At 63.3% G+C, this 25,423-nt stretch carries 25 protein-coding genes; 11 read left to right on the plus strand and 14 right to left on the minus strand.

Annotation, left to right across the window (positions count from 1 at the left end):
• Positions 1 to 119: 119 nt before the first annotated feature.
• Positions 120 to 494, plus strand: coding sequence for a YrdB family protein (locus tag NKI59_RS05945; RefSeq protein WP_352448265.1), 375 nt, complete (start codon positions 120 to 122; stop codon positions 492 to 494).
• A gap of 46 nt (positions 495 to 540) precedes the next feature.
• Here the strand turns inward: NKI59_RS05945 and NKI59_RS05950 are convergent, their stop codons facing one another.
• Positions 541 to 1,269 carry a hypothetical protein gene (locus NKI59_RS05950; RefSeq protein WP_352702959.1) on the minus strand — a complete coding sequence of 243 codons (729 nt, stop codon included), beginning with the start codon at positions 1,267 to 1,269 and terminating at the stop codon, positions 541 to 543.
• Positions 1,270 to 1,477: 208 nt separating this feature from the next.
• On the opposite strand from NKI59_RS05950, the gene NKI59_RS05955 reads away from it, so the two are divergent.
• The 5 genes from NKI59_RS05955 to NKI59_RS05975 all read left to right on the plus strand — a co-directional run bounded on the left by NKI59_RS05955 (position 1,478) and on the right by NKI59_RS05975 (position 4,887).
• The gene (locus NKI59_RS05955) at positions 1,478 to 2,236 is read left to right on the plus strand and encodes an SDR family oxidoreductase (RefSeq protein ID WP_352616367.1); all 759 of its coding nucleotides are present in this window, start codon (positions 1,478 to 1,480) and stop codon (positions 2,234 to 2,236) included.
• 109 nt (positions 2,237 to 2,345) lie between these two features.
• Entirely contained in the window at positions 2,346 to 2,732 is a 387-nt protein-coding gene (locus NKI59_RS05960) for an SET domain-containing protein (protein WP_352454023.1), read from the plus strand.
• 265 nt (positions 2,733 to 2,997) lie between these two features.
• Complete coding sequence (rpsU, locus tag NKI59_RS05965; RefSeq protein ID WP_023675331.1) at positions 2,998 to 3,270, plus strand: 30S ribosomal protein S21; 273 nt, start codon at positions 2,998 to 3,000, stop codon at positions 3,268 to 3,270.
• A gap of 161 nt (positions 3,271 to 3,431) precedes the next feature.
• The gene (locus tag NKI59_RS05970; protein WP_352616371.1) at positions 3,432 to 4,277 is read left to right on the plus strand and encodes a tetratricopeptide repeat protein; all 846 of its coding nucleotides are present in this window, start codon (positions 3,432 to 3,434) and stop codon (positions 4,275 to 4,277) included.
• 136 nt (positions 4,278 to 4,413) lie between these two features.
• Complete coding sequence (locus tag NKI59_RS05975) at positions 4,414 to 4,887, plus strand: DUF992 domain-containing protein (RefSeq protein WP_023675329.1); 474 nt, start codon at positions 4,414 to 4,416, stop codon at positions 4,885 to 4,887.
• Positions 4,888 to 5,034: 147 nt separating this feature from the next.
• Here the strand turns inward: NKI59_RS05975 and NKI59_RS05980 are convergent, their stop codons facing one another.
• Genes NKI59_RS05980 through NKI59_RS05990 form a run of 3 tightly spaced genes read right to left on the minus strand, consistent with a single transcriptional unit; the run spans position 5,035 to position 8,521 of the window.
• Positions 5,035 to 6,195: an ABC transporter permease gene (locus NKI59_RS05980; RefSeq protein ID WP_352702962.1), complete on the minus strand. Its 1,161-nt coding sequence runs from the start codon at positions 6,193 to 6,195 to the stop codon at positions 5,035 to 5,037.
• A gap of 55 nt (positions 6,196 to 6,250) precedes the next feature.
• On the minus strand, positions 6,251 to 6,994 hold the full coding sequence (locus NKI59_RS05985) for an ABC transporter ATP-binding protein (RefSeq protein ID WP_352454020.1): 744 nt from the start codon (positions 6,992 to 6,994) through the stop codon (positions 6,251 to 6,253).
• 12 nt (positions 6,995 to 7,006) lie between these two features.
• Positions 7,007 to 8,521 carry an efflux RND transporter periplasmic adaptor subunit gene (locus tag NKI59_RS05990; RefSeq protein WP_352702964.1) on the minus strand — a complete coding sequence of 505 codons (1,515 nt, stop codon included), beginning with the start codon at positions 8,519 to 8,521 and terminating at the stop codon, positions 7,007 to 7,009.
• A gap of 1,068 nt (positions 8,522 to 9,589) precedes the next feature.
• Between NKI59_RS05990 and NKI59_RS05995 the strand changes: the two genes are divergently transcribed.
• A complete protein-coding gene (locus NKI59_RS05995; protein WP_352702968.1) occupies positions 9,590 to 11,038 on the plus strand; it encodes an MFS transporter in 1,449 nt (482 codons plus the stop codon).
• On the opposite strand, the gene coaBC is transcribed toward NKI59_RS05995, so the two are convergent.
• The 3 genes from coaBC to ubiE form a co-directional block, all read right to left on the minus strand.
• Positions 11,035 to 12,492 carry a bifunctional phosphopantothenoylcysteine decarboxylase/phosphopantothenate--cysteine ligase CoaBC gene (gene coaBC / locus NKI59_RS06000; protein ID WP_352702969.1) on the minus strand — a complete coding sequence of 486 codons (1,458 nt, stop codon included), beginning with the start codon at positions 12,490 to 12,492 and terminating at the stop codon, positions 11,035 to 11,037. The two genes, NKI59_RS05995 and coaBC, sit on opposite strands and share 4 nt — an antisense overlap.
• Before the next feature lie 65 nt (positions 12,493 to 12,557).
• Positions 12,558 to 14,132, minus strand: a complete 1,575-nt coding sequence (gene ubiB / locus NKI59_RS06005) for a 2-polyprenylphenol 6-hydroxylase (protein WP_352702970.1) — start codon at positions 14,130 to 14,132, stop codon at positions 12,558 to 12,560.
• Between the two features lie 64 nt (positions 14,133 to 14,196).
• Positions 14,197 to 14,973, minus strand: coding sequence for a bifunctional demethylmenaquinone methyltransferase/2-methoxy-6-polyprenyl-1,4-benzoquinol methylase UbiE (gene ubiE, locus NKI59_RS06010; protein WP_352698522.1), 777 nt, complete (start codon positions 14,971 to 14,973; stop codon positions 14,197 to 14,199).
• A 167-nt stretch (positions 14,974 to 15,140) separates the two neighbouring features.
• Here ubiE and NKI59_RS06015 point away from each other — a divergent pair, with 167 nt between their 5' ends.
• The 3 genes from NKI59_RS06015 to NKI59_RS06025 all read left to right on the plus strand — a co-directional run bounded on the left by NKI59_RS06015 (position 15,141) and on the right by NKI59_RS06025 (position 17,548).
• Positions 15,141 to 16,115 (plus strand): adenosine deaminase, encoded by a 975-nt coding sequence (locus NKI59_RS06015; RefSeq protein WP_352454014.1) that lies wholly within the window; start codon positions 15,141 to 15,143, stop codon positions 16,113 to 16,115.
• A gap of 142 nt (positions 16,116 to 16,257) precedes the next feature.
• Complete coding sequence (gene upp, locus NKI59_RS06020; protein ID WP_023675320.1) at positions 16,258 to 16,887, plus strand: uracil phosphoribosyltransferase; 630 nt, start codon at positions 16,258 to 16,260, stop codon at positions 16,885 to 16,887.
• Between the two features lie 100 nt (positions 16,888 to 16,987).
• The gene (locus NKI59_RS06025) at positions 16,988 to 17,548 is read left to right on the plus strand and encodes a TIGR02281 family clan AA aspartic protease (protein WP_352702971.1); all 561 of its coding nucleotides are present in this window, start codon (positions 16,988 to 16,990) and stop codon (positions 17,546 to 17,548) included.
• A 109-nt stretch (positions 17,549 to 17,657) separates the two neighbouring features.
• Here NKI59_RS06025 and deoA read toward each other — a convergent pair whose 3' ends face one another.
• Genes deoA through NKI59_RS06055 form a run of 6 tightly spaced genes read right to left on the minus strand, consistent with a single transcriptional unit; the run spans position 17,658 to position 23,832 of the window.
• Positions 17,658 to 18,977, minus strand: a complete 1,320-nt coding sequence (gene deoA, locus NKI59_RS06030) for a thymidine phosphorylase (protein ID WP_352702973.1) — start codon at positions 18,975 to 18,977, stop codon at positions 17,658 to 17,660.
• A complete protein-coding gene (locus NKI59_RS06035) occupies positions 18,977 to 19,795 on the minus strand; it encodes a purine-nucleoside phosphorylase (RefSeq protein WP_352588272.1) in 819 nt (272 codons plus the stop codon). The genes deoA and NKI59_RS06035 overlap by 1 nt, the downstream gene beginning before the upstream one ends.
• Positions 19,792 to 20,184, minus strand: coding sequence for a cytidine deaminase (gene cdd / locus NKI59_RS06040; protein WP_352488680.1), 393 nt, complete (start codon positions 20,182 to 20,184; stop codon positions 19,792 to 19,794). Before cdd ends, NKI59_RS06035 begins: the two co-directional genes overlap by 4 nt.
• A 6-nt stretch (positions 20,185 to 20,190) precedes the next feature.
• Entirely contained in the window at positions 20,191 to 21,162 is a 972-nt protein-coding gene (locus tag NKI59_RS06045) for an ABC transporter permease (RefSeq protein ID WP_352568192.1), read from the minus strand.
• Between the two features lies 1 nt (position 21,163).
• Entirely contained in the window at positions 21,164 to 22,303 is a 1,140-nt protein-coding gene (locus NKI59_RS06050; RefSeq protein ID WP_023675313.1) for an ABC transporter permease, read from the minus strand.
• On the minus strand, positions 22,300 to 23,832 hold the full coding sequence (locus tag NKI59_RS06055; RefSeq protein ID WP_352616400.1) for an ABC transporter ATP-binding protein: 1,533 nt from the start codon (positions 23,830 to 23,832) through the stop codon (positions 22,300 to 22,302). The genes NKI59_RS06050 and NKI59_RS06055 overlap by 4 nt, the downstream gene beginning before the upstream one ends.
• Before the next feature lie 181 nt (positions 23,833 to 24,013).
• Here NKI59_RS06055 and NKI59_RS06060 point away from each other — a divergent pair, with 181 nt between their 5' ends.
• Entirely contained in the window at positions 24,014 to 24,223 is a 210-nt protein-coding gene (locus tag NKI59_RS06060) for a SlyX family protein (RefSeq protein WP_031211352.1), read from the plus strand.
• 84 nt (positions 24,224 to 24,307) lie between these two features.
• Here the strand turns inward: NKI59_RS06060 and NKI59_RS06065 are convergent, their stop codons facing one another.
• Positions 24,308 to 25,297 carry a BMP family lipoprotein gene (locus NKI59_RS06065; protein WP_023675310.1) on the minus strand — a complete coding sequence of 330 codons (990 nt, stop codon included), beginning with the start codon at positions 25,295 to 25,297 and terminating at the stop codon, positions 24,308 to 24,310.
• Positions 25,298 to 25,423 lie beyond the last annotated feature (126 nt).

Here is a 25,423-nt window from a genome sequence, read left to right on the forward strand (position 1 = left end):
CCAGCCTTGCACTGTTTGCGACGGCGCTTGCCGTTTTGCGCCGTGGTGAAAAAGCCGCATCCGAACAGGTTGATGCAATTGCCTTCCACCGCTATCCGTCGCCTGACGATCGGAGGATTATGGCGGTGGGTAACGTCTGGTGGAACCTGACATTGCGCTTCTTGCTGGAGCTCGCCGCTTTGCTCGGCCTCGGCATGGCGGGCTGGAGCCTCGCAGCGGGCATGTGGAGTTGGATCCTTGCCGTGGCATTGCCGTTCGTTGCGGCCGCGCTCTGGGGAGTCTTCGCGGTGCCGAACGATCCGAGCCGCTCGGGGCGGGCACCGGTTCCGGTGCCGGGCGGTTTGCGGCTGGTGCTCGAACTCGTCATCCTGTTCGGCGGCGCTGCCGGATTCCACCTGGCCGGCTACACGACGGCCGGCATGGCCGTCGCCCTGCTGATCGCCGTCAGCTACGCATTTTCGCTCGATCGGCTCGGCTGGCTGCTTAGGCAATAGTGGCCTTGCACCGTTTGCGACGGCGCTTGCCGTTTGCGCCGTGCTTTCACTGGTCGCTGTTCTGAGCTTCGCTTTTCGTTGGGTCAGCCGGAGCACGCTTCACGATGCACGGCCCGATTGCATAGATCGATCGCAAATAACCCTCACGGCAATCGGTCGCGATTTTGCGAACTTCCGCGTCGTTCGACTGCTCCGCCATGGCAACGAAGCGCTCGACGATCACCTCGCGTGGCCTGATCGCCACTGCCGCCGCAAAGCGCCGCAAAACCGCATCCGGATGTTCGAGTAACCGTGGCAGGTCCTTGGAACTCGGCATGACATAGTGACCATAGGCGTCGACCAGTGTCGTGAAAGCTGAGTCCAGACGAAGCGCGGCGGCATTTTCCACCGCAAGCCTTAGCTGCCAGCGCTGTGCAAGGCAGATGAATTGGACGACCCTCCACCGAACGCCGGCATGTTCGTCATCCAGCCGCAGCATCACGCGGCCGAGAATGGTGCCGTCCGCAGGCGTGGTGCACCCTAGAAGCGCCTCGATCGCGTCGCACCGGATGCCCGAAGATTCGCTGTCGAGCAGATCGGCTATTTCCGCGACAACGCGATTCATCTTGTAGCTTGTTTTGGGACTGGCTTCGGCCACCAAGAAAGCGGCGGCGGCTTGGGTATGAAGGTTGCCGGACGTCAGCAGCGGCCGGAGATTTTCTATCGGAAAGCCTTTGCCAAATTCCGATTGAAGGGCGGACGTCAACTCGCTGTCGCCCTCGAAGCCGGGGGCCAACAACCTGCTCATTATGTCTTGGGGGGTCATTGGAATGGGTGGCGCGTCCACCCGCAAGGTTGAATGGTGACTTGGTAGCCCTCTGCCCCTCCGGCGTCAAGAAATCTTCGCAGATGCCTGCGCAAGTATCGGGTGGTCCGCACCGCCCCGATTTGCGACCAAGCATCCAATTGCCGGCCAGAACCGGCGCGAAAAAAGGATGCAGAAAATGTTCACACTCACCAACAAAGTCGCCATCGTCACCGGCGCCAGTTCCGGCATCGGCCGCGCCACGGCAAAGCTCTTTGCCGAGCAAGGCGCCAGGGTGGTCGTCGCTGCCCGCCGCCAGGCCGAACTCGATGCGCTCGTTGCCGAAATCGCGGACGCCGGCGGGACGGCCATTGCGCTTGCCGGCGATGTTCGCGACGAAGCCCATGCAAAAGCTCTTGTCGAGGTGGCGGTCGAGAACTTCGGCGGGCTGGATATCGCCTTCAACAATGCCGGCTCGGTCGGCGAGATGGGTCCGATTTCCGACCTCTCGCTGGAGGGCTGGCGAGAGACGTTGGACACCAACCTGACCAGCGCATTCCTCGGCGCGAAATATCAGGTGCCGGCGATGGTCGAACGCGGCGGCGGATCGCTGATCTTCACCTGCACTTTCGTCGGCCACACCATCGGCATGCCCGGCATGACCAGCTATGCCGCGAGCAAGGCCGGACTGATCGGATTGACGCAGGTGCTGGCCGCCGAATATGGCGCCAAAGGCGTTCGGGTCAACGCGCTGCTGCCCGGCGGCACCGACACGCCTTCGGCGACATTCAACACACCTGAATCGCGAGCGTTCGTCGAAAACCTGCATGCCTTGAAGCGCGTCGCCGAGCCAGAGGAGATCGCCCGCTCGGCGCTTTACCTGGCTTCCGATGCATCGAGCTTCACCACCGGCACGGCACTGTTCGCCGACGGCGGTGTCTCGATCACCCGCACGTGAAGCGTTTCGCGGTTGGCGTGGGCCTGCCAGCCGCAATGCCGGAAAAACCGGCCTTGCTTTTTCCGGCGATTTGACGATTCCGTCTTCTCCTCGAAAACGGGTTGGAAACATGCTGCTGATCAGGACCTATATCGCTGCAAGCGCAATCGAAGGCGTCGGCGTGTTCGCCGCCGAGCCGATCCGGAAAGGGGCGCAGATCTGGCGGCTCGATCCGGACTTCGACCGGCTGATCCCGATGGAAAGATACGAGACGGCGCCGCCGCACCTCAAGGAATTGCTCGACAGATATGCCTATCCCAGTCCGGACCGGCCGGGCTTCATGGTCTATGAGGTCGACAATGGCCGCTTCATGAACCACGCCGACAAACCGAACACCGACTTTTCGCAATATGGCGGCGCCACCGCGACCCGCGACATCGCCGCCGGCGAGGAAATAACCTGCGACTACGGCGAGTTCTTCGAGGGTTTCGAGCAGCTCCACCTGGCCACGGCGTAGCGGCGCCTATCTGGGCCGAGGCGAATTTTGTTCTTGCTTTGTGCCGGCAGCTATGCTACTAATCTCGATACGGTGCTGATTCACACCAACGACCCCCGCCGAGGCGGGTTTTTCGTTTCGGGATCGGCACCGTCTCTCAATCGGCTGTGGACAGCGCCCCTTGATTCTGCTATCAGCCGCCCCAATTCGTGGTGTAACGCGCCGCGGAGGCTTGCGGCTGTGGCCGCTTGCCTGTTGATTTCAAACCCGAAAGACAGGATTGCACGTGCAGGTACTCGTCCGCGACAACAATGTTGATCAGGCGCTTCGCGCGCTCAAGAAAAAGATGCAGCGCGAAGGCATCTTCCGCGAAATGAAGATGCGCGGACATTACGAGAAGCCCTCCGAGAAGCGCGCCCGTGAAAAGGCGGAAGCCGTGCGCCGTGCCCGCAAGCTGGCCCGCAAGCGCGCCCAGCGCGAAGGCCTGCTGCCGATGACGCCGCGTCCGGTCGCGGCCGGTGCTGCCGGTGCCGGTGCTCCGCGTCCGCCGCGGTTCTGACGTCAATTTTTCGTCCTTTTCCAAGGATATCCAAGGTGGCGCGATGCGGAATCGCCGCCACCTTTTTGTTGTGAGTTCGACCCGGTCCGAGAGGACCGGTTGGGAGAGATGCCGGTTCGGAGGGGGAACGGACCAGACGGCGCAGTAAGGACAGGGCAGACATGGACGCAATCACCGTAGAGCGCAGAACCGCGTGGCGCGGCCTCGCCCTGACGGCAGCCCTGCTTTCCGGGATGGCGCTTGCCAGCTGCCAGAGCGTTCCGACAGGCGAGTTCAACAACATCGACAAGGCGCAAGCCTCGAGCGAGAACATCTCCTCGCTGTCGGCGGTGATCCAGCGCAACCCCCAGGATCCGGAAGCCTACAATGTGCGCGGGTCGGCCTATGGCCGCGGCGGCCAGTACCAGGCGGCGCTGAAGGACTTCAACACCGCCATCCAGCTCAATCCGAATTTTTACCAGGCCTATTCGAACCGTGCGCTCATCCAGCGCTTCCTCGGCGATCAGGCGAGCGCGCTCGCCGACTACAACCGCTCGATCCAGATCAATTCCAACTATGACGCCGCCTATATCGGCCGCGGCAATCTCAACCGCAGAGCGGGCCGGGTCCAGGAAGCCTTCAACGATTTCCAGAAGGCCATCCAGCTCGACACGACCGATGCGCGCGCCTATCACAATCGCGGCCTGATCTACCAAAGTCAGGGCCAGCACGCCTTTGCCATCGAGGATTTCTCGACCGCCATTTCGCTGGCGCCGGATGCCTCCGAGCCTTACAACGGGCGCGGCCTCTCCTACCTTGCCATGAACGACGAGGACAATGCCTTCGCAGACTTCAACATGGCCATCAAGCTCGACGGCAAGAATGCCGAGGCCTGGTCCAACCAGGCGTTGATCTACGAGCGGCGCGGCGACAAGGTCAGGGCCGCGAAATCCTACCGCGAGGCCGTGCACCTCAATCCGACCTACCAGCCGGCCAAGGACGGCCTGGCCCGCACCAGTGCCGGCTGAGCGGCCGGTTAATCGGGCCTCCGTTTCCGCACTCCGACAACCCTGCGTTTAGCTTCGCCTTGCTGGCGCCAAGTTTTCGGCGGAACGCTCGGCGTGCTCAGCCGTTTGTACAAGGCAATTTCGAAAGGACCCTGCCATGATCAAGAAACTCGCTTGTGCCGCTGCTCTCGCCACGACCGTCGTTGCCGCTCCCGCCAGCGCCAGCAAGCTCCAGCTCGGCGTGCTCGACTGCACCATCGACGGCGGCACGGCCTATCTCGTCACCTCCAACAAGGGTGTTTCCTGTGTCTTTCGTCCGCATCGTGGCGGCCCCTCTGAAGTCTATACCGGGGTGATTTCCAAGCTCGGCGTCGATGTCGGCCGGACGCATCAGGGCCAACTGGTATGGGCGGTTCTGGCGGCGACCCGCAACCACGATGAAGGCGACCTTGCCGGCAGCTATTATGGCGTGAACGCCGAGGCCAGCGTGGTCACCGGTGGCGGCGCCAATCTCCTGGTCGGCGGCCTCGACAGCGCCTTTTCGCTGCAGCCGCTCAGTGTCCAGGCACAGACCGGCGTCAACCTGGCGGTCGCCGTCACTTCGCTGGACCTGATCCATTCGTTCAAATAGCGGCCTCTGGCAAATACGGCCCGTGGCCTTTCATCATGCGCCGGGATAGGACGGTTCCGCGCCGCGTAGTCGCCGGCGCGTGGCAGCCTTTTGATTGGGCGCCTTGCGGCTTCGAAATTGACCGATGATCGCGCGGTGGCGCCAAACTCATTCTGCGCGCAGCGCTTCGATCGGCTGTAGGCTTGCGGCCTTGCGGGCGGGATAGTAGCCGAAAAAGACGCCTACAGCCGCGGCAAAGCCGATAGCCAGCAGGACGGCGCTGAGATCGATGATCACCGGCCATTGAGCGATAGACCCAACGGCGATTGCAGCAACAATCCCAATACCAGCACCTAGAATACCCCCGAGCAGGGCAAGCGTTGCTGCCTCAACGAGAAACTGGGCAAGGATATCTCGCCGTCGCGCGCCCACCGCAAGCCGCAGTCCGATCTCGCGGACCCGCTCCGTCACCGTCGCCAGCATGATGTTCATGATGCCGATCCCGCCCACGACCAGCGAAATTGAGGCCACCGCCGAAAGCAGCAGCGACACCACGCGTGTGGTCGAACCTTCGGCATTCGCAGCTTCGGCGAGGTTGCTCACCATGAAGCTGTCTTCCTGACCTGTCCGCAACCGGTGACGCTGCCACAGGAGTTGGCGGATCGCTGCCATCGTGCCCTCGGCCGAGGTCCAATCGGCGAACTTGACGGTGATGTTGTGTACGAAGGTCGGATTGGCACGGCTCGTGCCAATGAACTGACGTCGCGCCGTCCTCAGCGGCACAAGTGCCACATCGTCCTGATCATCGCCCCACACGCTCTGGCCCTTCCGCTCCAGCAGTCCGATCACCGTGAACGGCACGTCGCGGATGCGGATCGCGGCGCCCAGCGGATCGGCTTTTCCGAACAACTTCTCCCGCATCGTCGTTCCGAGGAGCACCACGTTGGCGACGCGGTTGTTGTCCTCCGAGGTCATCTCCTGCCCGGCAATAACCCTCCACTCGCGCGCTGAGAAATATTCCGGCGTCACGCCGCGAAGCACGCCTTGCCAATTGGCGGAGCCGATCGTGAACTGCTCACGGGCGTAGAGGAGTGGCGCCGCCACCACGACGCCGGGGATTTCCATTCCGATCGCCGCCGCGTCCTCTTCACTCAGCCGCGGCGCGCCACCGGCCCCAAGCCGGACGCTGCCCATCTTCGCACTGCCCGGACTGACGCTGATGAGGTTGGCGCCGAGGCTGCGGATCTGCGCAGTGATCCGTTCGCGCGCACCAACCCCGATCGCGATCATCACCACGACAGCGGCCACACCGATGATGATGCCCAACATGGTGAGCGCGCTGCGCATATGATGGGAGCGTAATGATCGCAGGGCGGTTCTTGTGCTACCGGACATTGTTGTACGCCAGCGCTAGACGGCGAGTGTCATCCAAAGGTCGGACCTGCTGTATGACAGGGGTGTCTGACAGAACGCGGCCGTCTCGAAAGGCTACAATGCGATCCGTATGGGCAGCTATCTCAGCCTCATGGGTGACCAGCACAATCGTCAGGCCCTCTCCATTGAGTCGGCGGAAAATTGCCATGATCTCCAGCCCTGTCTGGCTGTCGAGCGCACCAGTGGGTTCATCGGCCAGTAACAGTAAAGGCTCCGTCACCAGGGCGCGGGCAATGGCAACGCGCTGCTGTTGTCCGCCCGAGAGTTCGGCAGGAGTATGTCTGGCTCGATCGGCGAGCCCTACCTTGGCCAGCATCGCCAGCGCTGCGCGCCGCCGCTCACCAGCCCACATGCGGCGATAGACAAGCGGCAGTTCCACATTTTCTAGTGCGCTGGCCCGCGGCAGCAGATTGAACGACTGAAACACGAAACCGATGTTGCGATTGCGGATCGCAGCGAGCTCATCGTGATGGAGTCCACCGACGTCTACCCCGTTCAGCCGATAACGGCCTTCACTCGGACTGTCGAGGCAGCCCAGTATGTTCATGAAGGTAGACTTGCCCGATCCTGAAGATCCGATCACCGCGACGAATTCGCCTCGTTGAATCGTCATGCTCACCCCTTCGAGCGCCCACACCGGCTCTCCGCCAACACGGTAGCAATGGCGCAGCCGGTCGACGTCAATCAGAGCCATGGATACCTGACCTCACCACAACCGGAACTTGACCAGGACGGAAGACGCGTCATCGTCCCGACGCGGAGTAGTAGCAAGCCCCGTAATGACCTGCTGCCCCTCAGTCAGGTCGCCTGCCAGCACCTCTGTTGCACGACCGTCGGTGATTCCAAGCCGGAGCGAGACAAGCTTCGGCTCGCGGTCTGGCCCAAATACAAATACCTCGCCCGGGCTTCCCGCCTCTACGCCCGTTTTGGCAATGGCCGGCGCGATCGATCGCGCCTCGTCCCCGGTATCACTCGGCGGCCGAAAACGCAGGGCCGCATTGGGCACTTTCAAGACCCCCTGTCGCTTAGCCATTACCACGCTCAGATTGGCGGTCATGCCGGGTAACAGCAGCTCATCGGAATTTTGCGTACCGACCACCACTATGTATGTGACGACGTTTTGAACGACCTGCGGTGCCTTGCGTATCTGTTTTACCGTGCCGGTGAAAATTCGGTCGGGATAGGCATCGGCAGTGAAAGTAACCGGCTGCCCGAGCGCAAAACGGCTAATGTCGGCTTCCACCACAGAAGCTTCCACCTGCATCTCAGTCAGGTCTTGAGCTATGGTGAACAGTATCGGGGTCTGCAGGCTAGCCGCCAGGGTCTGACCGCCACTGACGGCGCGATTGACCACTGTGCCGGTGACCGGCGCGCGTACATAGGTGCGGTCAAGATCAATTTGGGCCTGCTGAAGCACCGCTTCCTTCTGCTTCACCTGGGCAAGCGTGTTGGCGAGCTCCGCTTCTGCCATGTTGAGGGTCGCCTTGGCGGCTCGAACGACTGCCGATTGCGACAGTTCCTCGGCCTGGGCGGCAGTCGCCTGCGCCTTGGCAGAATTGTGTGCGGTATTCTCCCGCTCCCATTCTCCCACCGCGATGATCTTCTGTTTAGCCAGGGAACGTTTGCGGTTCACTTCCTGCGCCGCACCATCGAGCGCGATTTCGGCGCGTGTAGTCTGTGCGGCTGCAGAATCATATCTGGCCTCGGCGGTCTCCATCTCTGCCCTGGCCCGCTCGATCTGCGCCCGATGTACCGAAACCTGCGTTTGCGCCATCTCCCGTTCGGCAAGGGCTTGCGCTACTCTCGCTTCGTAAATCTCCGGCTCAACCCGGGCTATCACCTGGCCTTTGGTGACCTTGGAGTTGAAGTCGACATAGAGTTCCTTCACCCGACCCGAGAGCTGAGAACCGACTTCCACCATAACTAGCGCGTTCAGCGTGCCAGCCGCCTGCACCGTTGTGACGATATCGCCGCGCTCCACAGCTTGCGTGCGATAGGCGGGGGTATCGGGCCGGATGGAGGACGGCTCGAGGAGAGCTGAGAGCTGATTGAAGGCCGACAGAACCTGGCCGGAAGTCGCCGATGGTGTCGGTCCCATGGAACTCCCGGGCGTTACCGCCGCGCCGAGGATTACCGTAACGAACAAAACGCTGCGCATCATGTTCTGACCACCTCTGAGCCGGAAGGGAAAGGTAATCCCTTCCAGCTCTTTAATCTGCACTTGGCAGTGCCGCAGAGAAATTCTACAAACCTATAGAATAAACCCGTCAACAGCCAAATACATAGATGTTTATTCGAAAATTTCGGATATTACTACTTGCAGTGGCCGGGATTACCCTCGCAGGCCGTCTCGGTCTTGTTGCCAATGTTGCCTTGGCCTTCAGCCGTATCCTGCGTTGCCGTGCCGAATGCATTGCCATTCACATCCTTCTTTGTCTCCGTGCATACGCAGTCGGGAGTGGCGCCGGTCTTCGTGCAAGACGCCACCGTGGATCCCCCGGCGGCGCAGAAGTCTTCGCACTGTGTCTGCGATACGCCGGGACAGGTCTGCGCTAGCGCTCCGCCTGTTCCAAGCAACAGTGCCCCACCCATGAAAGCCGCAGCCGCGGCCACCTTTAAACCACTACATCTACATCCAATAATCATGTTCTCCTCCGATTTTGCCAGAGCTAGAGTGTGCTGCGCAGGCCATCTCTGGCACTGGTCGGCAGCATGAGGGCGCAACAAAGCCCTCGATTCGGCTCGATCGATTATGCTGTGGGGGATGCGGAAGTTATGAGGCCGCCAGCAACGGCTTTAAGCCGCCGGGCCTCCCAAGACTCTTTCGGGTGACAAGACTCTTTCGGATGAAGGGCCCTCTGCGGCGCACAGAATCGCCGCAATACTTGGCCTGCGCAAATCGGCAGCGCCCATTGTCGTGCTCCAGTACGACTGTAAGCGGGAATATTTCTTCTTGCTAATATATTAACCATATTTGCGGAAGCTGGCAACCAGTATCTGGGATATACGTCGGTTGAGGTGCTGCTAAATCGATTGGTAGAACGGCGTGAACATCGCAATCGGCGTCAGCCAGTATCAGTTGCGCCGCAGAGCGGGTTGATCGTGGAGCCGAGATGCACGATCACCCTGGCTTCCCGCCTGCATCATCATCTCAGCACACCGGAAAAACCGCTTGAACTCAACTGCGGTTGAGGTTTTACAAGCCGTCCCCGAAGCGCCGCGTGCCCATTTGGAGACGAAGAGCGCTCCAATATTTTAGACCAGCGTCTAGGGAAGCTCGGGGGACCGGATGACCAAGACAAGCACAAACAGGGTCGACTGGCGCGCGCTGTGGGCGAGCGGCGACCTGGCGCGCTTCTGCTTTATCGGCCTCGGCATCCTGCTGCACGCCACCAACGAAACCATGGTAGCAACGGTCATGCCAGCCATGGTCGGCGAACTTGCCGGCGTGCAACTGGTCGGCTGGTCGCTGGCGATCTACGAGCTCGGCGCCATCGTTGCCGGTGCGGCCGCCGGACGGCTGGTGAGCTATGTCGCGCTGCGTACCAACATGATGGTCGCCGCAATGCTCTATGCCGCCGGCGCGCTGGTCTGCGCCACCGCGCCTTCGATGCCGCTGTTCCTCTGCGGCCGCCTGATCGAAGGGCTCGGTGGCGGCGCGCTGGTGTCGCTCGCCTTCGTCTCGGTCGAGCGGCTGTTTGCCCGCGCGATCTGGCCGCAGCTTTTCGGCGTCATGTCGGCGATCTGGGGTGTCGCCGCCTTCAGCGGGCCGGTGCTCGGCGCGGTCATGACCGAATTGCTGTCCTGGCGCTGGGCCTTCGGCGTCTTTACCCTCGGAGGCACGGCCATGGCGCTGGCAAGCTTCCTTGTGCTCGATACGCCTGAAGCAACGAAGCCGCAGGCGACGGGCGGCTCGGCGCCGCCCTTCCCCTTTGCGGCACTTGGCTGCCTCGCCGTCAGCGTCGTGCTGATTGCCACTGCCGGCGTCGACATCGCCCTGCTGCGCTCGTCGCTGCTGCTCACCCTCGGCCTGATCGGCCTGGCGCTGTTTATCTATATCGACGCACTGAAGCCGCGCTCGCGCCTGTTCCCGTCGCGGCTGTTCTCATGGCGCTCGCCGGTCGGCGCGGGCATGACCATGGTCGCGGCGTTTTCGGTGGCGACCTGCTCGTTCGCGGTCTACGGACCACTGCTTCTGACCAGCCTGCACGGCATTCCGATCCTGACCACCGGCTACATCATCGCCGCCGAATCGATCGCCTGGTCGATCCTGTCGATCCTCGTCGCCAATGCGCCACCGGAGCGCCAGCGGCTGATCATCGTCGGCGGGGCGCTGATGATCGCCACGGGCGTCGCCGGTTTCGCCTATACGGTGCCGGCCGGCTCGATCCCGCTGATCCTGTTTTGTGCTTTGTTGCAAGGCGGCGGCTTCGGCATAGCCTGGCCGTTCGTCACGCGTGTCATCGTGGCATCGGCCAAGGAAGGCGAGCAGACGATCGCCTCGGCCGCCGTGCCGACCATGCAGCGCATCGGCTATGCCGTGGGTGCGGCACTGACCGGCATCGTCGCCAACGCCAGCGGCTTTTCCGAAGGCCTGAACCGCGAGGCCGCGGCGAACGTCGCCGCCTGGCTGTTCCTCGTGTTTATCCCGCTCGGAATCCTGGGATGCATTGCCGCCTTGCGGATTTCGGGGGCGCCGCCGGCGAAGCTGTCAATCTCCGTGGGGGAGATTGACTAGACGACGACCGTCTTCAGCCGGTCGGCGATTAGTGCCGCGAGCCGCGTCGCCACCTCGTCCTTGCTCATCTCCGGCCATTCCTCGACGCCGGCCTTCGAGACGATCCGCACCTTGTTGCGGTCGCCGCCCATCACGCCCGGAGAACCATCTTCATGCGAGACATCATTGGCGACGATAAGATCGGCGCCCTTTTTTGCGAGCTTGGCCTCGGCATTCCTGACCAGATCCTGCGTCTCCGCAGCGAAACCGACCACCAGCATCGGCCGCTTTTTGTGGTGCCCGACACCGGCAAGAATATCGGGATTTTCCACCATCTGCAGCGCGGGCGGCCCCTCGCCCGCCATCTTCTTGATCTTTTCCCCGGCCGAACTTTGAGTGCGCCAGTCGGCGACAGCCGCGACGAACACTGCCGCGTCGGCCGGCAGCAGCTGCTCGACGGCGTCCTTCATCTCGACGGCCGTTTCGACGTGCAGCGTGGCGACGCCGGCCGGATCGGCAATGCCGACCGGGCCGGAGACGAGACGCACATCGGCGCCGAGCCTGGCCAGCGCCGCCGCGATGGCGTGGCCCTGCTTGCCCGACGAGCGGTTGGCGATGTAGCGGACCGGGTCGATCGGTTCATGCGTCGGCCCGGAAGTGACGATGATTTTCCTGCCCGCCAGCGGCTTTGGCCGGCTGTCGAGCAGCGCCTCGATCGCGGCGACGATCTCCAGCGGCTCGGCCATCCGGCCCTCGCCCACCTCGTTGCTCTCGGCCATCTCGCCTTTCGCCGGGCCGACGAATGCGACGCCGTCCTTGCTCAGCGTCGCACGGTTGCGGCGGGCCGCCGGATGCGCCCACATTTTCGGGTTCATCGCCGGCGCCATCAAAACTCGCTTGTCGGTTGCGATGAGCACGGTCGACGCAAGGTCGTTGGCGTGGCCGTTGGCGAGCTTTGCCATAAGGTCGGCGGTGGCCGGCGCCACGACCACAAGGTCGGCCTCGCGCGACAGTCTGATATGGCCGACATCGTGCTCGTCCTGCCGATCGAACAGTTCGGTGAAAACATGGTCGGCGGACAGCGCCCCGGCCGACAGCGTAGTGACGAACTCCTGCGCCGCCGCGGTCATCACCACCCGCACTGCCGCACCGCGCTCGCGCAGCCGGCGGATCAGGTCGAGCGCCTTGTAGGCGGCGATGCCGCCGCCGATGATCAGCAGGATGCGCTTGCCGGAGAGGATGCCTCGCGGACTGGAGACGGCGACCACCGGCGTTGCTGGACTGTGCGAACTCGTCAGTTCGCGCAGTGTTTTCTCGATCTGGTCGATGCGACCGGCCGAACCGAACTGACCTTCGACCGCTGCGCGGATCATCGCCCGCGCTTGGTCTTCCATCGACCGGCCATTCTCCGCCGCCAGTCGGCGCAGCAGGTCCTTGACCTCGTCATCAAGGTTGCGGATCGTGATGCTGGCCATCTGATTGCACCTTGCCCGGAATTGCTGAGTGCAATGATAGCAATGCAATCACTTTGCAACAAGCGCTAGAATATACGCCAGGCGATATACACCAGCGTCAGCGCGATCACCCACAGCGCCAGCCGGCCGGAGCGGGTGTGGCGCGCCTCGGCCTTGCCGATCGCGTCCGCCGTCCCCTCGTCGAAGCGCAGGCCGTTTTCGGCCATCAGGTCGATCTCACGCGACAGCCGCTCGGTACGGGCTGCGAGGTCCGGTGCCTGGCGGGCCAGCGCCAGCAGCGCACTGGCACCGTCGCGCGCATCGGCCAGCAGGGCGCGCGGGCCGAGGTTGCGGGCAATCCAGCCGCTCACCACCGGCTCCGACGTCTTCCACATGTTGAAGGCCGGGTCGAGGGTGCGGGCGACGCCTTCGACGACGACCATGGTCTTCTGCAGCAGCACCAGTTCGGACCGCGTCGCCATGTCGAAGAGGTCGGTCACTTCGAACAGCAGCGTCAGCAGCTTGGCCATCGAGATGGTCTCGGCCGGCTGGCCGTGGATCGGTTCGCCGATCGCCCGGATCGCCTGGGCGAAAGCCGCGACATTGTGCTGGCGCGGCACGTAGCCGGCCTCGAAATGAACTTCGGCGACGCGCTGGTAATCGCGCGTGATGAAGCCGTAGAGGATTTCGGCGAGGAAGCGGCGCTCCTTCCTGCCGAGCCGGCCGGCAATGCCGAGATCGACGGCGACGATGGTGCCATCGGCTTCGATAAACAGGTTGCCCGGGTGCATGTCGGCGTGGAAGAAACCGTCACGCAGCGTATGGCGCAGAAACGACTGAACGAGGTTGGCGGCAATCGCCTTCAGATCGTGGCCGGCGGCGGTCAGGCCGGCAATATCGTTCATCTTGATGCCGTCGACCCATTCCATGGTCAGCACGTCACGGCCGGTGCGCTCCCAGTCGACCGAGGGCACGCGAAAGCCGGGATCGTCCTTGGTGTTTTCGCCGAGCTCCGAAAAAGCAGCCGCCTCCAGCCTCAAATCCATTTCGATCTTGGTGGTCTGGGCCAGTGTCTCGGTCACCTCGACCGGCCGCAGCCGGCGCGACGACGGGATGTATTTTTCCTGTAGCCGGGCGGCGAGGAAATAGCTCTCCAGATCGCGAAAGAAGCGGCGGCGCACGCCCGGCCGGATGACCTTCACCGCCACTCGCCTAACGACGCCGTCCTGCAGCGTTTCGGCGGTATGGACCTGGGCGATCGAGGCGGCGGCGACGGCCTCGCCGAAACTGACATAGAGCTCGTCGATCTTGCGTCCGAGCGAGGCTTCTATCGCTGCAACGGCCTCGGCCTTCGCAAACGTCTGCATCTTGTCCTGCAGCATGGCGAGATCGAGCGCTATGTCGTTGCCGACGACGTCCGGCCGTGTCGCCAGGAACTGGCCGAGCTTGACGTAGGATGGGCCGAGCCGCACGACCGCCTTGGCCAGCCTGTCGCCGCGCTCATAGGCAAGCGCGCGACGGCGGGTGAACAGCCGGGCCATGCGCCAGCCGAATTTCGGCAAGCCGAAGAGCTCGTCACCGGGCAAAGCCGCGATGACACCCTCGCGGACCAGCACCCAGCCGGCCCGTACGAGCCTGAAACCAGCGCCGATGCTGCTCATGGCTGGCTTTGCCCTGCCGGTTTCCTGAACTGGCGCAAGGCACGTCGGAAAATGCGGGCCAGCCTCAAAGCTTCCAGCCCGAATGAAGCGCGGCGATGCCGCCGGAATAATTGCGGAATGAGGCGCGCTCGAAGCCTGCGCGCGAAATCATCGCCGCGAAATTCTGCTGATTGGGAAACTTGCGGATCGATTCGACCAGATAGGAATAGGGCTCGTCATCGCCGGTCACCACCTTGCCGATCCGCGGAATGGCGTTGAACGACCATGCTTCATAGACCTTGTCGAGCAGCGGCATCTCGACCTCGGAGAATTCAAGGCAGAGAAAGCGCCCGCCAGGCTTCAGCACGCGATAGGCTTCGGCAAGCGCCACATCGATGCGCGGCACGTTGCGGATGCCGAAAGCGATGGTGTAGGCGTCGAAAGTAGCGTCGGCAAAAGGCAGTTCCTCGGCATTGGCTTCGACGAAATCGGTATTTGCCGACAGGCCTTTTTTCTCGGCCCGGTCGCGGCCGACGGCGAGCATCGAGCCGTTGATATCGAGAACCGTTGCATGAGAGTGCCTGCCGCTCGCCTCGACGATGCGGAAGGCGACGTCGCCGGTGCCGCCGGCAACGTCGAGAACGCTCCAGCCCGGCCGCTTCGGTGGATTGAGCCAGGCGACCATGGCGTCCTTCCACAACCGATGCAAGCCGGCCGACATCAGGTCGTTCATCAGGTCGTAGCGGTTCGCCACCTTGTGGAAAACATCATTGACCAGGGACTGCTTGTCGCCTGGCCCTACCCGCTTGAAACCATAGGAGGTTTCCATGCCGCCCGCAGCAGTGGTTCTTTCAACCGACATCGTTTTGATCCGCCATAAAATCGGCGGGACCATAGCCGATCGATGGTGCGGGCGCTATTGTTTAAGGCGCGGTGTTCGGCCGCGCTTCGAAGCAGGTTCCGGAAAAGTGTCACACGGTTTTCCGACAGGAACTTGCGTCATAAGAAAAAGCCTGACGGGATAATTGAATGCCTTTGAAAGCAGAACTGCACTGCCACATCGAAGGGGCAGCGGCGCCTGAACTCGTCCTCCGCCAGGCTGAGAAATACGGCAAGGATGCCTCGCCCTACATCCAGGACGGCTCCTTCGTCTGGCACGACTTCACCTCTTTCCTCGCCGCCTACGACTTCTCGTCGGACCTGTTCCGCACCGAAGAAGACTATGCGCGGCTGGCCGATCATTACCTGACCAGCCTCGCCCGCGACGGCGCCATCTATTCCGAGGTTTTCACCTCGCCCGACCATGCCAGCAAGGCCGGGCTGTCGCCGAAGGCCTATACCGACGCGCTCGGCGAAGGCATGGCCCGCGCCAAGGCGAAGACCGGCATCGAAGGCCGCATGATCGTCACCGGCGTGCGCAATTTCGGTGTCGAATCGATCGAGCGAGCGGCGCGTTTCGCCGCGCGCTGCGGGCATCCGCTGGTCACCGGTTTCGGCGTCGCCGGCGACGAGCGGATAGGCGACCTGGAAGATTATGTCAGGGCCTTCGAGATCGCCCGCGAGGCCGGCCTCGGCATCACCGTCCATGCCGGCGAATTGATGGGCTGGGAGAGCGTCGAGGCGGCACTCGACCACATCCGCCCGTCTCGCATCGGCCATGGCGTGCGCGCCATCGAGAACCCCGAGCTTGTGCGGCGCATCGCCGACGAAGGCGTCGTGCTCGAATGCTGCCCTGGCTCCAACATCGCCCTGAAAATCTTCGACAGCTTCGCCGACCATCCCTTCCCCGCCTTGCGGGCAGCGGGCTGCAAGGTGACGCTCAACTCCGATGACCCACCCTATTTCTGGACCTCGCTGAAACGCGAATACGACATCGCTGCCGAGCATTTTGCGATGGACGACAAGGCGCTCACCGCCGTCACCAGGACGGCCATCGAGGCAGCCTTCGTCGACAGGAAGACCAGGGCGGTGCTGCTGGGCAGGCTCGGCGCCAAGGGCAGGTGAATGGTGAATGGTGAATGGTGAATGGTTCACCCGGCGCTTCGGTTCGTCAACCGCGAGTTTTTCCGCGCAACCAAGGACTCGCAAACCAGTTCACTATTCACTATTCACCATTCACCATTCATTTGCGCAGTTGGAGAACACCATGAAGGGCGTCACCGTCGTCGACCATCCGCTTGTCCAGCACAAGCTGACCATCATGCGCAAGAAGGAAACCTCGACGGCCGGCTTCCGGCGGCTGCTGCGCGAGATCTCGCTGCTGCTCGGCTACGAGGTCACCCGCAACCTGGAACTGACGACGACGACCATCGAGACGCCGATCGAGACGATGGAGGCGCCGACGCTGGAGGGCAAGAAACTGGTCTTCGCCTCGGTGCTGCGCGCCGGCAACGGCTTGCTCGAAGGCCTGCTCGATCTGGTGCCGGCGGCGCGTGTCGCCCATATCGGCCTCTATCGCGACCATGAGACGCTGGAAGCGGTCGAGTATTTCTTCAAGGCGCCGGGCGACCTCGCCGACCGGCTGGTGATCGTCGTCGATCCGATGCTGGCGACCGCCAATTCGGCGATCGCGGCGATCGACAAGCTGAAAGGCCGCGGTGCCACCAACATCCGCTTCCTCTGCCTGTTGGCGGCACCAGAGGGCCTCGAGCGGTTTACCCAGGCGCATCCCGATGTTCCGGTCTTCACCGCTTCCATCGACCGCCAGCTCAACGAAAAGGGCTACATCATGCCGGGTCTCGGCGATGCCGGCGACCGCATGTACGGCACCAAATAGATCCGTTTACCGATTGTTTACGCAAACGGCTGGTTTCCGCACTCGTTAAAGCGGCAATCACCATGTCCGACTAAGGATCGGCAACCACAAAGGCCGGTCCATGCTGCGCAAGCTCCTCATCCTTGGCGTGTTTGCCGGAACGTCGGCATCGCTGCCGATCGTGTATCAGTCCAATTCACAGGTAATCGAGCGGCTGTTGAAATCCGCCATCGGAGCCAGGCCGGCCGACACACAAACCGACCTGAATCTCGCCGCCGTCCCGGACAGGCCCACAACGCCGCAGCCGCTCGGCCGCAAGGTCGTCGTCACCGCGGACTCGCGCGGGCATTTCATGTCGGTCTTCAAGTTGAACGGCCGCCAGATCGACGGCATGATCGATACCGGTGCCACGCTCGTCGCCATCAACACCTCGACTGCGCGCAGGATCGGCATTTCGCTCAATTCGACGGACTTCAGCCATCAGGTTAACACCGCCAATGGTGCGATCAAGGCCGCCGTGGTGACGATTGATCGCCTGCAGATCGGCAGGATCACCGTCGAGGGCGTCGAGGCCGTCGTGCTCGACGACAGGGCGCTGCACACCAACCTGATCGGCATGAGCTTTCTGCAGCGGCTCGAAAAATACCAGGTCGAAGACGGCAAGTTGCTGCTGGTTCAGTAGAACGTGATCCCGAACCGCAGGTCCGCGCCAGCGAAAAGTGGGGACCGGTTTTCGGACAAGATCGTGGTCCAAAGAAAGATAGAGCCCATCCGATACCATCGGAATGGCTCTACCCGCGCGGCAGGATCCGCCGGATGACGGTTTTCTCCGTGGCCGGTTTGGAAGTGCCGATGGTATAGGCCGAAAGCACGGCGGCCGCGGCCGCTTCGGCATCCTCGCTATTGCGGGCATGGACCAGCGCCAGCGCTTCGCCGGCCCGCACTTCAGCGCCGACCGGCAACAGCCTGGTGATGCCGACGGCGTGATCGATCCTGTCGTCGGGCCGCGTCCGCCCACCGCCAAGCCCGACCACGGCAAGCCCGATCTCGCGGGTCGCGATGCCGGTGACAAAGCCGTTCGCGCTCGCCTTGATGGCAAATTCCGTTGCCGCTTTCGGCAAATATTTTTCCGGATTGTCGACAAAGTCGGCGGGACCGCCAAGTGCCGCCACCATGCGCGCGAAGATGGAAGCGGCGCGGCCGCCGGCCAGCGTTTCGGCGGCGCGGCGCAGGCCGTCCTGGTTGGACGACACCAGGCCTGCCGATTGCAGCATCTCGGCGGCCAGCGCCAGCGTCACGTCCTCCAGCCGCCGGTCGCGAAAGCGGCCGGTGAGAAAATCGACGGCGTTGCGCACCTCGACCGCATTGCCGGCGGCGGACGCCAGCGGCTCGTTCATGCCGGTGACCAGCGCCGAGGCCTTAAGGCCGGCGCCATTGGCGACGTCGACCAGGCTGTTGGCCAGTGCGGTTGCGTCGCGCGATTTCTCCATGAAGGCGCCGTTGCCGACCTTAACGTCAAGCACCAGCGAATTGAGGCCGGCCGCCAGCTTCTTCGACAGGATCGAAGCAGTGATCAGTGGCACCGATTCCACCGTTCCCGTCACATCGCGGATGGCGTAGAGCCTGGCGTCGGCGGGTGCCAGATCGGCGGTCTGGCCGATGATGGCACAGCCGGTTTCGAGCACGGTCTTGCGGAAGCGCGCAACATCCGGCTGGCTGATATAGCCGGGGATCGCATCCATCTTGTCCAGTGTGCCCCCGGTATGGCCCAGACCCCTGCCGGAAATCATCGGCACATAGGCGCCGCAGGCAGCGACGATCGGCGCCAGCATCAAGGAGACATTGTCGCCGACGCCGCCCGTCGAATGCTTGTCGGTGACAGGGCCGGGCAGATCCGACCAGTCGAGCACATCGCCGGAATCGCGCATCGCCATAGTCAGCGCCACCGCCTCGTCGCGGCTCATGCCGTTGAAGAACACCGCCATGGCAAAGGCGCCGACCTGCGCGTCGGTGACTGTGCCGGCGGTCAGACCCTCGATGAAGAACGCTGTCTCCTCAGCCGAGAGCTTCTGGCCGTCGCGCTTGCGGCGGATGATTTCCTGGGGAAGCATCAGGCGTCGACCCTGTGCTCCGGAAGCCCGTCCTGAAAAACACGCTGCAGAATGGTCGCCAGCCGTGCGCCGCCGACCGGCGCCATGTCCTTGGTCTCCTGGTGCGACAGCTCGGCTCCGGTCATGCCGGCGGCAAGGTTGGTCACGACCGAACACGCGGCGACGCGCAGCCCAAGGAAGCGGGCGAGAATGACCTCCGGCACCGTCGACATGCCGACCGCGTTGGCGCCCATGACGCGCGCCATGCGGATCTCGGCGGGCGTCTCGAAGCATGGGCCGGAGAACCACATATAGACGCCCTTGTGCAGCGTGGTACCGGTGGCCTTCGCCGCCTGCTCGATGGCGGAGCGGAGACCGGCGTCGTAGGCTTCGGTCAGGCCGACGAAACGGCGGTCGCTCGGTTCGCCGATCAGCGGGTTGGAGCCCGAGAAATTGATGTGATCGGTGATCAGCATCACCGAACCCGGGCCCATCCCGGGATCGACCGAACCGGCGGCGTTGGTGAGGATCAGCCCGGAGATGCCGAGGCCGGCGAGCACCTCGAGTGCCGGCCGCATCGCCGCCGCGTTGCCGTGCTCGTAATAATGCGCCCGGCCGGACAGCATCAGCACCGGCGTGCCGGCAAAGAGCCCCGCCACCACCTCGCCGGCATGGCCGCTGACTCCGCTTCGGGGAAACCCCGGCAAGTCGGCGTAGGAGATGCGCACCGCATCCTCGACCTGGTCGACAAGCCCGCCAAGCCCTGACCCCAGCACCAAGGCGGTGGTCGGCGCCAGCCCGTCCAGCCTTTCGACGAGGTGATCGAGCGCTTCCTTCATTTCAGCACATCGCCTTCAAACCCGTATGGCAGCAACTCGCCCATGGTCACGGTCTCAACCACGCCGCTATCATCGCAGAGATAGAACTTCGTCTCCGGCCGGCAGAATTCCGCCAGCCGCTGCCGGCAGCCGCCGCAGGGCGAGCATTTTGCCACGCGTTCGGCGATCACGGCGATTTCAGTGATCTTGCCGCCGCCGCCCATGATGTAGTTGGCAAGTGCGGTGGTTTCGGCGCACCAGCCCTCCGGATAGGACGCGATCTCGACATTGGCGCCGGTGAAGACACGGCCGTCCTCGGTGCGCAACGCCGCGCCGACCGGAAATTTCGAATAGGGCGCATAGGCCTTGGCCATGGCGGCTTTCGCCGCTTCGAACAGATCATGAGCCATGATAGATCAGCGTTCCTTGACATAAGGCACGCCGCCGGCGCGCGGCGGGATTGCCTTGCCGATGAAGCCGGCGAGCAGGATGACGGTCAGCACATAGGGCAGCGCCTGCATGAATTGCACCGGCACCTTGCCGATCAGCGGCAGCGGCGTGCCTTGCAGGCGGATCGACGCGGCGTCGAGGAAGCCGAACAGCAGGCAGGCGAACATGGCGTTGACCGGTTTCCATTTGGCGAAGATCAGCGCGGCCAGCGCGATATAGCCCTTGCCGGCGGTCATGTCCTTCACGAAGCCGCCATTCTGCACCATCGACAGATAGGCGCCGGCAATGCCGGTGAGCACGCCGGTGCAGATCAGCGCCCGGTAGCGCAGCCAGGCGACCGAGATGCCGGCGGTGTCGACCGCGGCCGGGTTCTCGCCGACGGCGCGCAGCCGCAAGCCGAAGCGGGTGCGAAACAGCACCCACCAGGTGAACGGCACGGCCAGGAAGGCGAGATAGACCAGCACGGAATGGCCGGAGATGAGTTCCGAATAGATCGGCCCGAGGATCGGCACGCTCCTGAACGCCTCCGCGCCCGGCCAGATGATTGCCTCGAACCGCTCGCCGGCGGCCAGCGCCGGCGTGCGCCCGCCTTGCTGGAACCAGGCCTGGCCGAGCATGATCGTCGATCCGGCGGCAATGAAATTGATCGCGACGCCGGAAACGATCTGGTTGCCGCGATGGGTGATCGAGGCAAAGCCGTGGATCAGCGCGAAGGCAACCGAGATGAGGATGGCCACGCCGAGGCCGAGATAGGCCGAGTGGAAGACCGAGGCGGCGGCCGCACCGGCGAAGGCGCCGACAAGCATCTTGCCCTCGAGCCCGATGTCGAAGACGCCGGCCCGCTCCGAGTAGAGGCCGGCGAGACAGGCGAGCAGCAAGGGCACCGACAGGCGGATGGTCGAGTCCAGGACCTGTACGATGGCGTTGAAGAAATCCATCTCAGGCGCCCTTCCCCTTGACCGCTTCCATGCCGACCGATTTCGGGCTGAGCGAGGCGAACAACGCCTGGACGTAGGGCCGGAACATATGCTCGAGCGCGCCGGCGAACAGGATGACGAGGCCCTGGATGATAACGATCATGTCGCGGCTGATCGCCGGCATCTCGAAGGCGAGTTCGGCGCCGCCCTGGTAGAGCATGCCGAACAATATTGCCGCCATGACGATGCCGACCGGATGCAGGCGGCCCATCAGCGCCACCGCGATGCCGACGAAACCGGCGCCCGAAACGAATTCGAGTGCGACATTGTGCTGGTCGCCCATCGTCGGGTTGAGCGCCATCATGCCGGCTAGCGCGCCCGAGATCATCATCGCGATGATGATGATGCGGATCTCCGAAATGCCGGCATAGCGCGCCGCTTTCGGGCTGTGGCCATAGGTGCGCATCTCGTAGCCGAGCTTGGTGCGCCAGATCAGCACCCACACCAGGAAGGCCATGGCTAGCGCCAGCAGGGAACTTACGTTGAATGGCGCCGAACGGATTTTGGCGCCGAACAATTCGATGACCCAGTTGAGCTTCGGCAGTTGCGCGCCTTCGAGGAAGGTGCGCGTCTGCGGTGCCATCGAGGCGGGGGGCTTCAAGTACCCGACCAGCGCACGGACCATGACGCTGGCGGCGATGAAATTGAACATGATGGTGGTGATGACGATGTGCGAGCCGCGCTTGGCCTGCAGATAGGCCGGGATCAGCGCCCACAGCGCGCCCATCGCCGCGGCGGCGATAATGGCGATCGGGAAGGTCAGCCACCAAGGCAGCACGCTGTCGAAGGCCAGGCAAACAATGCCAATGCCGAGACCGGCGATATAGCCCTGGCCCTCGCCACCGATGTTGAACAGGCCGCAATGCGCCGCAACCGCTACCGAAAGCCCGCTGAAGATGAAGGTGGTGGCATAGAAAAGCGTGAACGCGATGCCTTGGCCGCGGCCGAAGGCACCCTCGACCAGGACGACGGCTGCGCGCAGTGGGTTCTCGCCAACCAATATGACGACGAAGCCGGCAACGACGAAGGCGACGAACAGGTTGATCAGCGGGATCAGGACGTAGTCGGCCCAGGCCGGCAGCTTGGCATAGGGAGTGCTCATTCCGCCGCCTCGCGCTGCTCGACGCCGGCCATCAGCAGGCCGAGCTCGCCCTCGGTCGCGTCGGGGCCGCGTTCGCCGACGATCCGGCCGGCAAACATCACCAGGATGCGGTCGGACAGCGAGCGGATCTCGTCGAGCTCGACCGAAACCACCAGCACCGCCTTGCCCTGGTCGCGCATGGCGATGAGGCGCTTGTGGATGAATTCGATGGCGCCGACATCGACGCCGCGCGTCGGCTGGCCGACGATCAACACGCCGGGATCTTGTTCCATTTCCCGCGCCAGCACGATCTTCTGCTGGTTGCCGCCGGAGAAATTGGCGGTCTTGAGGCGGCAGTCCGCCGGTCGGATGTCATATTTGACGATCTTGTCCCTGGCATCGTTACGGATGGCATCGATGTCAAGGAACGGCCCCTTCAGATAGCGCTCGTCGTCCTGGTAGCCGAGGATCGAATTCTCGTTCTCCTCGAAGGCCAGCACCAGCCCGACATGATGGCGGTCCTCCGGCACATGGGCAAGGCCGCGCTCGCGCAGCTCGCCAGGGTCGGCGGCGCCGGTGAGGTCGATCGGCTTGCCGTCGAGCATGACCGAGCCCGAAACGGCATGCCTGATGCCGGAAATCGCCTCGAGCAATTCGGACTGCCCGTTGCCGGCGACGCCGGCAATGCCGACGATCTCGCCGGCATGGACGTCGAAGGAGACGTCATCGACCATGGTGACGCCGCGGGAATCCTTGACCGTCAAGTTCTTGACCGCGAGCTTGACGCCGCCGGCCTTCGCCTCGCCCTTCTCGACGCGCAGCAGCACGCGCCGGCCGACCATCAGCTCGGCCAGTTCCTCGACCGTGGTCTTCCTGGTTTCGCGTGTCGCCACCATCGTGCCCTGGCGCATCACCGAGACGGTGTCGGTGATCGCCATGATCTCGCGCAGCTTGTGGGTGATCAGCACGATCGTCTTGCCCTGCTCCTTCAGCTGCCTGAGGATGCGGAACAGATGGTCGGCCTCGGCCGGCGTCAGCACGCCCGTCGGCTCGTCGAGGATCAGGATCTCGGCGCCGCGATAGAGCGCCTTGAGGATTTCGACGCGTTGCTGCAGGCCGACCGGCAACTCCTCGATGATGGCGTCGGGATCGACTTCGAGCCCGTATTCGCGCTCGAGCCGCTCCAGCTCGGAACGCGCCTTGGCGATGCTCTTCTTCAGCAGCGCATCGCTTTCGGCGCCGAGAATGACGTTTTCCAGCACCGAGAAATTGTCGACCAGCATGAAGTGCTGATGCACCATGCCGATGCCGAGCGCGATCGCATCGTTCGGCGTCTTGATCGATGCCGGCTGGCCGCCGACACGGATCTCGCCGGAATCGGCCTGGTAGAAACCATAGAGGATCGACATCAGCGTCGACTTGCCGGCGCCGTTTTCGCCGACGATGCCATGGATAGTGCCGCGCATAATCTCCAGATTGATGTCGCGGTTGGCGCGCACGGCGCCAAAGCTCTTGTCGATGCCGATCAGCTCGATTGCGGCTTGCGCCATGCAGCCTGTTCCCACTGTTATTTTTTTACCGCTTGGTCAAACGCCTAGCATGACGCCCAGTCTGTGCCAATTGGGTCCGTACCAATTGGCCGGAGCAGGGTTCACTCTCGACAAATCCCGCCATGCTTGTCAATTTCCAACGTGGCCGCAGCCTGCACAATCGCCTGATCGAGGATTTCAAATGACCATGCCCGAGGACCGGCTGACGACGCTGGAAATCCGCGCCGCCGAGCAGGAGAAGACCATCGAGGAACTGTCCGGCCAGATCGCCGAGCAGTGGAAGGTGATCGAGCGCATGCAGCGCAAGCTCGACGCGCTGGCCGAGCGCTTCCTGGCGCTGGAGGAACAGGCCGCGCCCGACGTGCCGGTGACCAAGCCGCCGCACTGGTGAGCGGGCCGACAAGACAAAACCGCCGGGCTTTCACCCGGCGGCTCGTCAGTTCAGCAGTGCCAGTCGATCAATAACGGCAATCGATCAATACGGGCAGGCATTGTCCGACATGTAGTCGTGCACCTTGATGGTGCCGGCGATGATGTCGGCCTTGGCTTTTTCGACCGCCGCCTTCATCGCATCGTCGACAAGCGCCTTGTTGTTGTCGTCCATGGCGTAGTCGACGCCGCCTTCCTTGAGGCCGAGATCGTTGACGCCGGCCGTGAATTTGCCGTCCTTGGCATCCATGAAGGTGTTGTAGACGGCAACGTCGACGCGCTTGACCATGGAGGTCAGCACCTTGCCGGGCTGTAGGCCGTTCTGGTTGGAATCGACGCCGATGCCGAGTTTGCCGGCGTCGGCCGCTGCCTGCAGCACGCCCACACCGGTGCCGCCTGCCGCCGCGTAGACCACGTCGGCGCCCTGGTCGATCTGCGTCTTGGCGATCTCGCCGCCCTTGGCCGGATCGTTCCAGGCTGCAGGCGTATCGCCGGTCATGTTCTGGATGACGTCGGTGGCGCCGGCCGCCTTTGCGCCGCCGACATAGCCGCAGCCGAACCTGCGGATCAGCGGAATGTCCATGCCGCCGACGAAGCCGACCTTCTTGGTCTTGGAAGCCATCGCCGCCATCACGCCGACGAGGTACGAGCCTTCCTGCTCCTTATAGACCAGGGAGCGGACATTGGGCTTGTCGACGACCATGTCGATGATGGCGAATTTGGTATCGGGGAACTCCGTGGCGATCTTGTCAAGCGCGTCAGCCCACGAGAAGCCCGCCATGACGATCGGGTTGCGGCCGTCCTCGGCGAAACGGCGCAGCGCCTGCTCGCGCTGGGTGGCGTTGCTGACCTCGAATTCCACATAGGGGATGCCGGTCTCGGTCTTGAACTTTTCAGCGCCGTTGAACGACGCCTCGTTGAACGATTTGTCGAACTTGCCGCCGAGATCATAGAGGATCGCGGGTTGAATGTCCGCGGCGAAGGCCGGAAGAACCATTGCAGCTGCGGCCATGAGGCCGAGAACGATACGTTTCATGTGATCCACACCCCTGTCGGTTATTTGTCCATTATGCACCGCATGCCGGCCCGGTTCTCCGGCAGGCATGCGGCGTCAGGCAGGAGTGTCTTCCTCCCGCTTCGGGCCAATCTGGCACGGCCCGAA

It is taken from the genome of Mesorhizobium sp. M0598, assembly GCF_040320865.1.
Classification (GTDB): domain Bacteria; phylum Pseudomonadota; class Alphaproteobacteria; order Rhizobiales; family Rhizobiaceae; genus Mesorhizobium.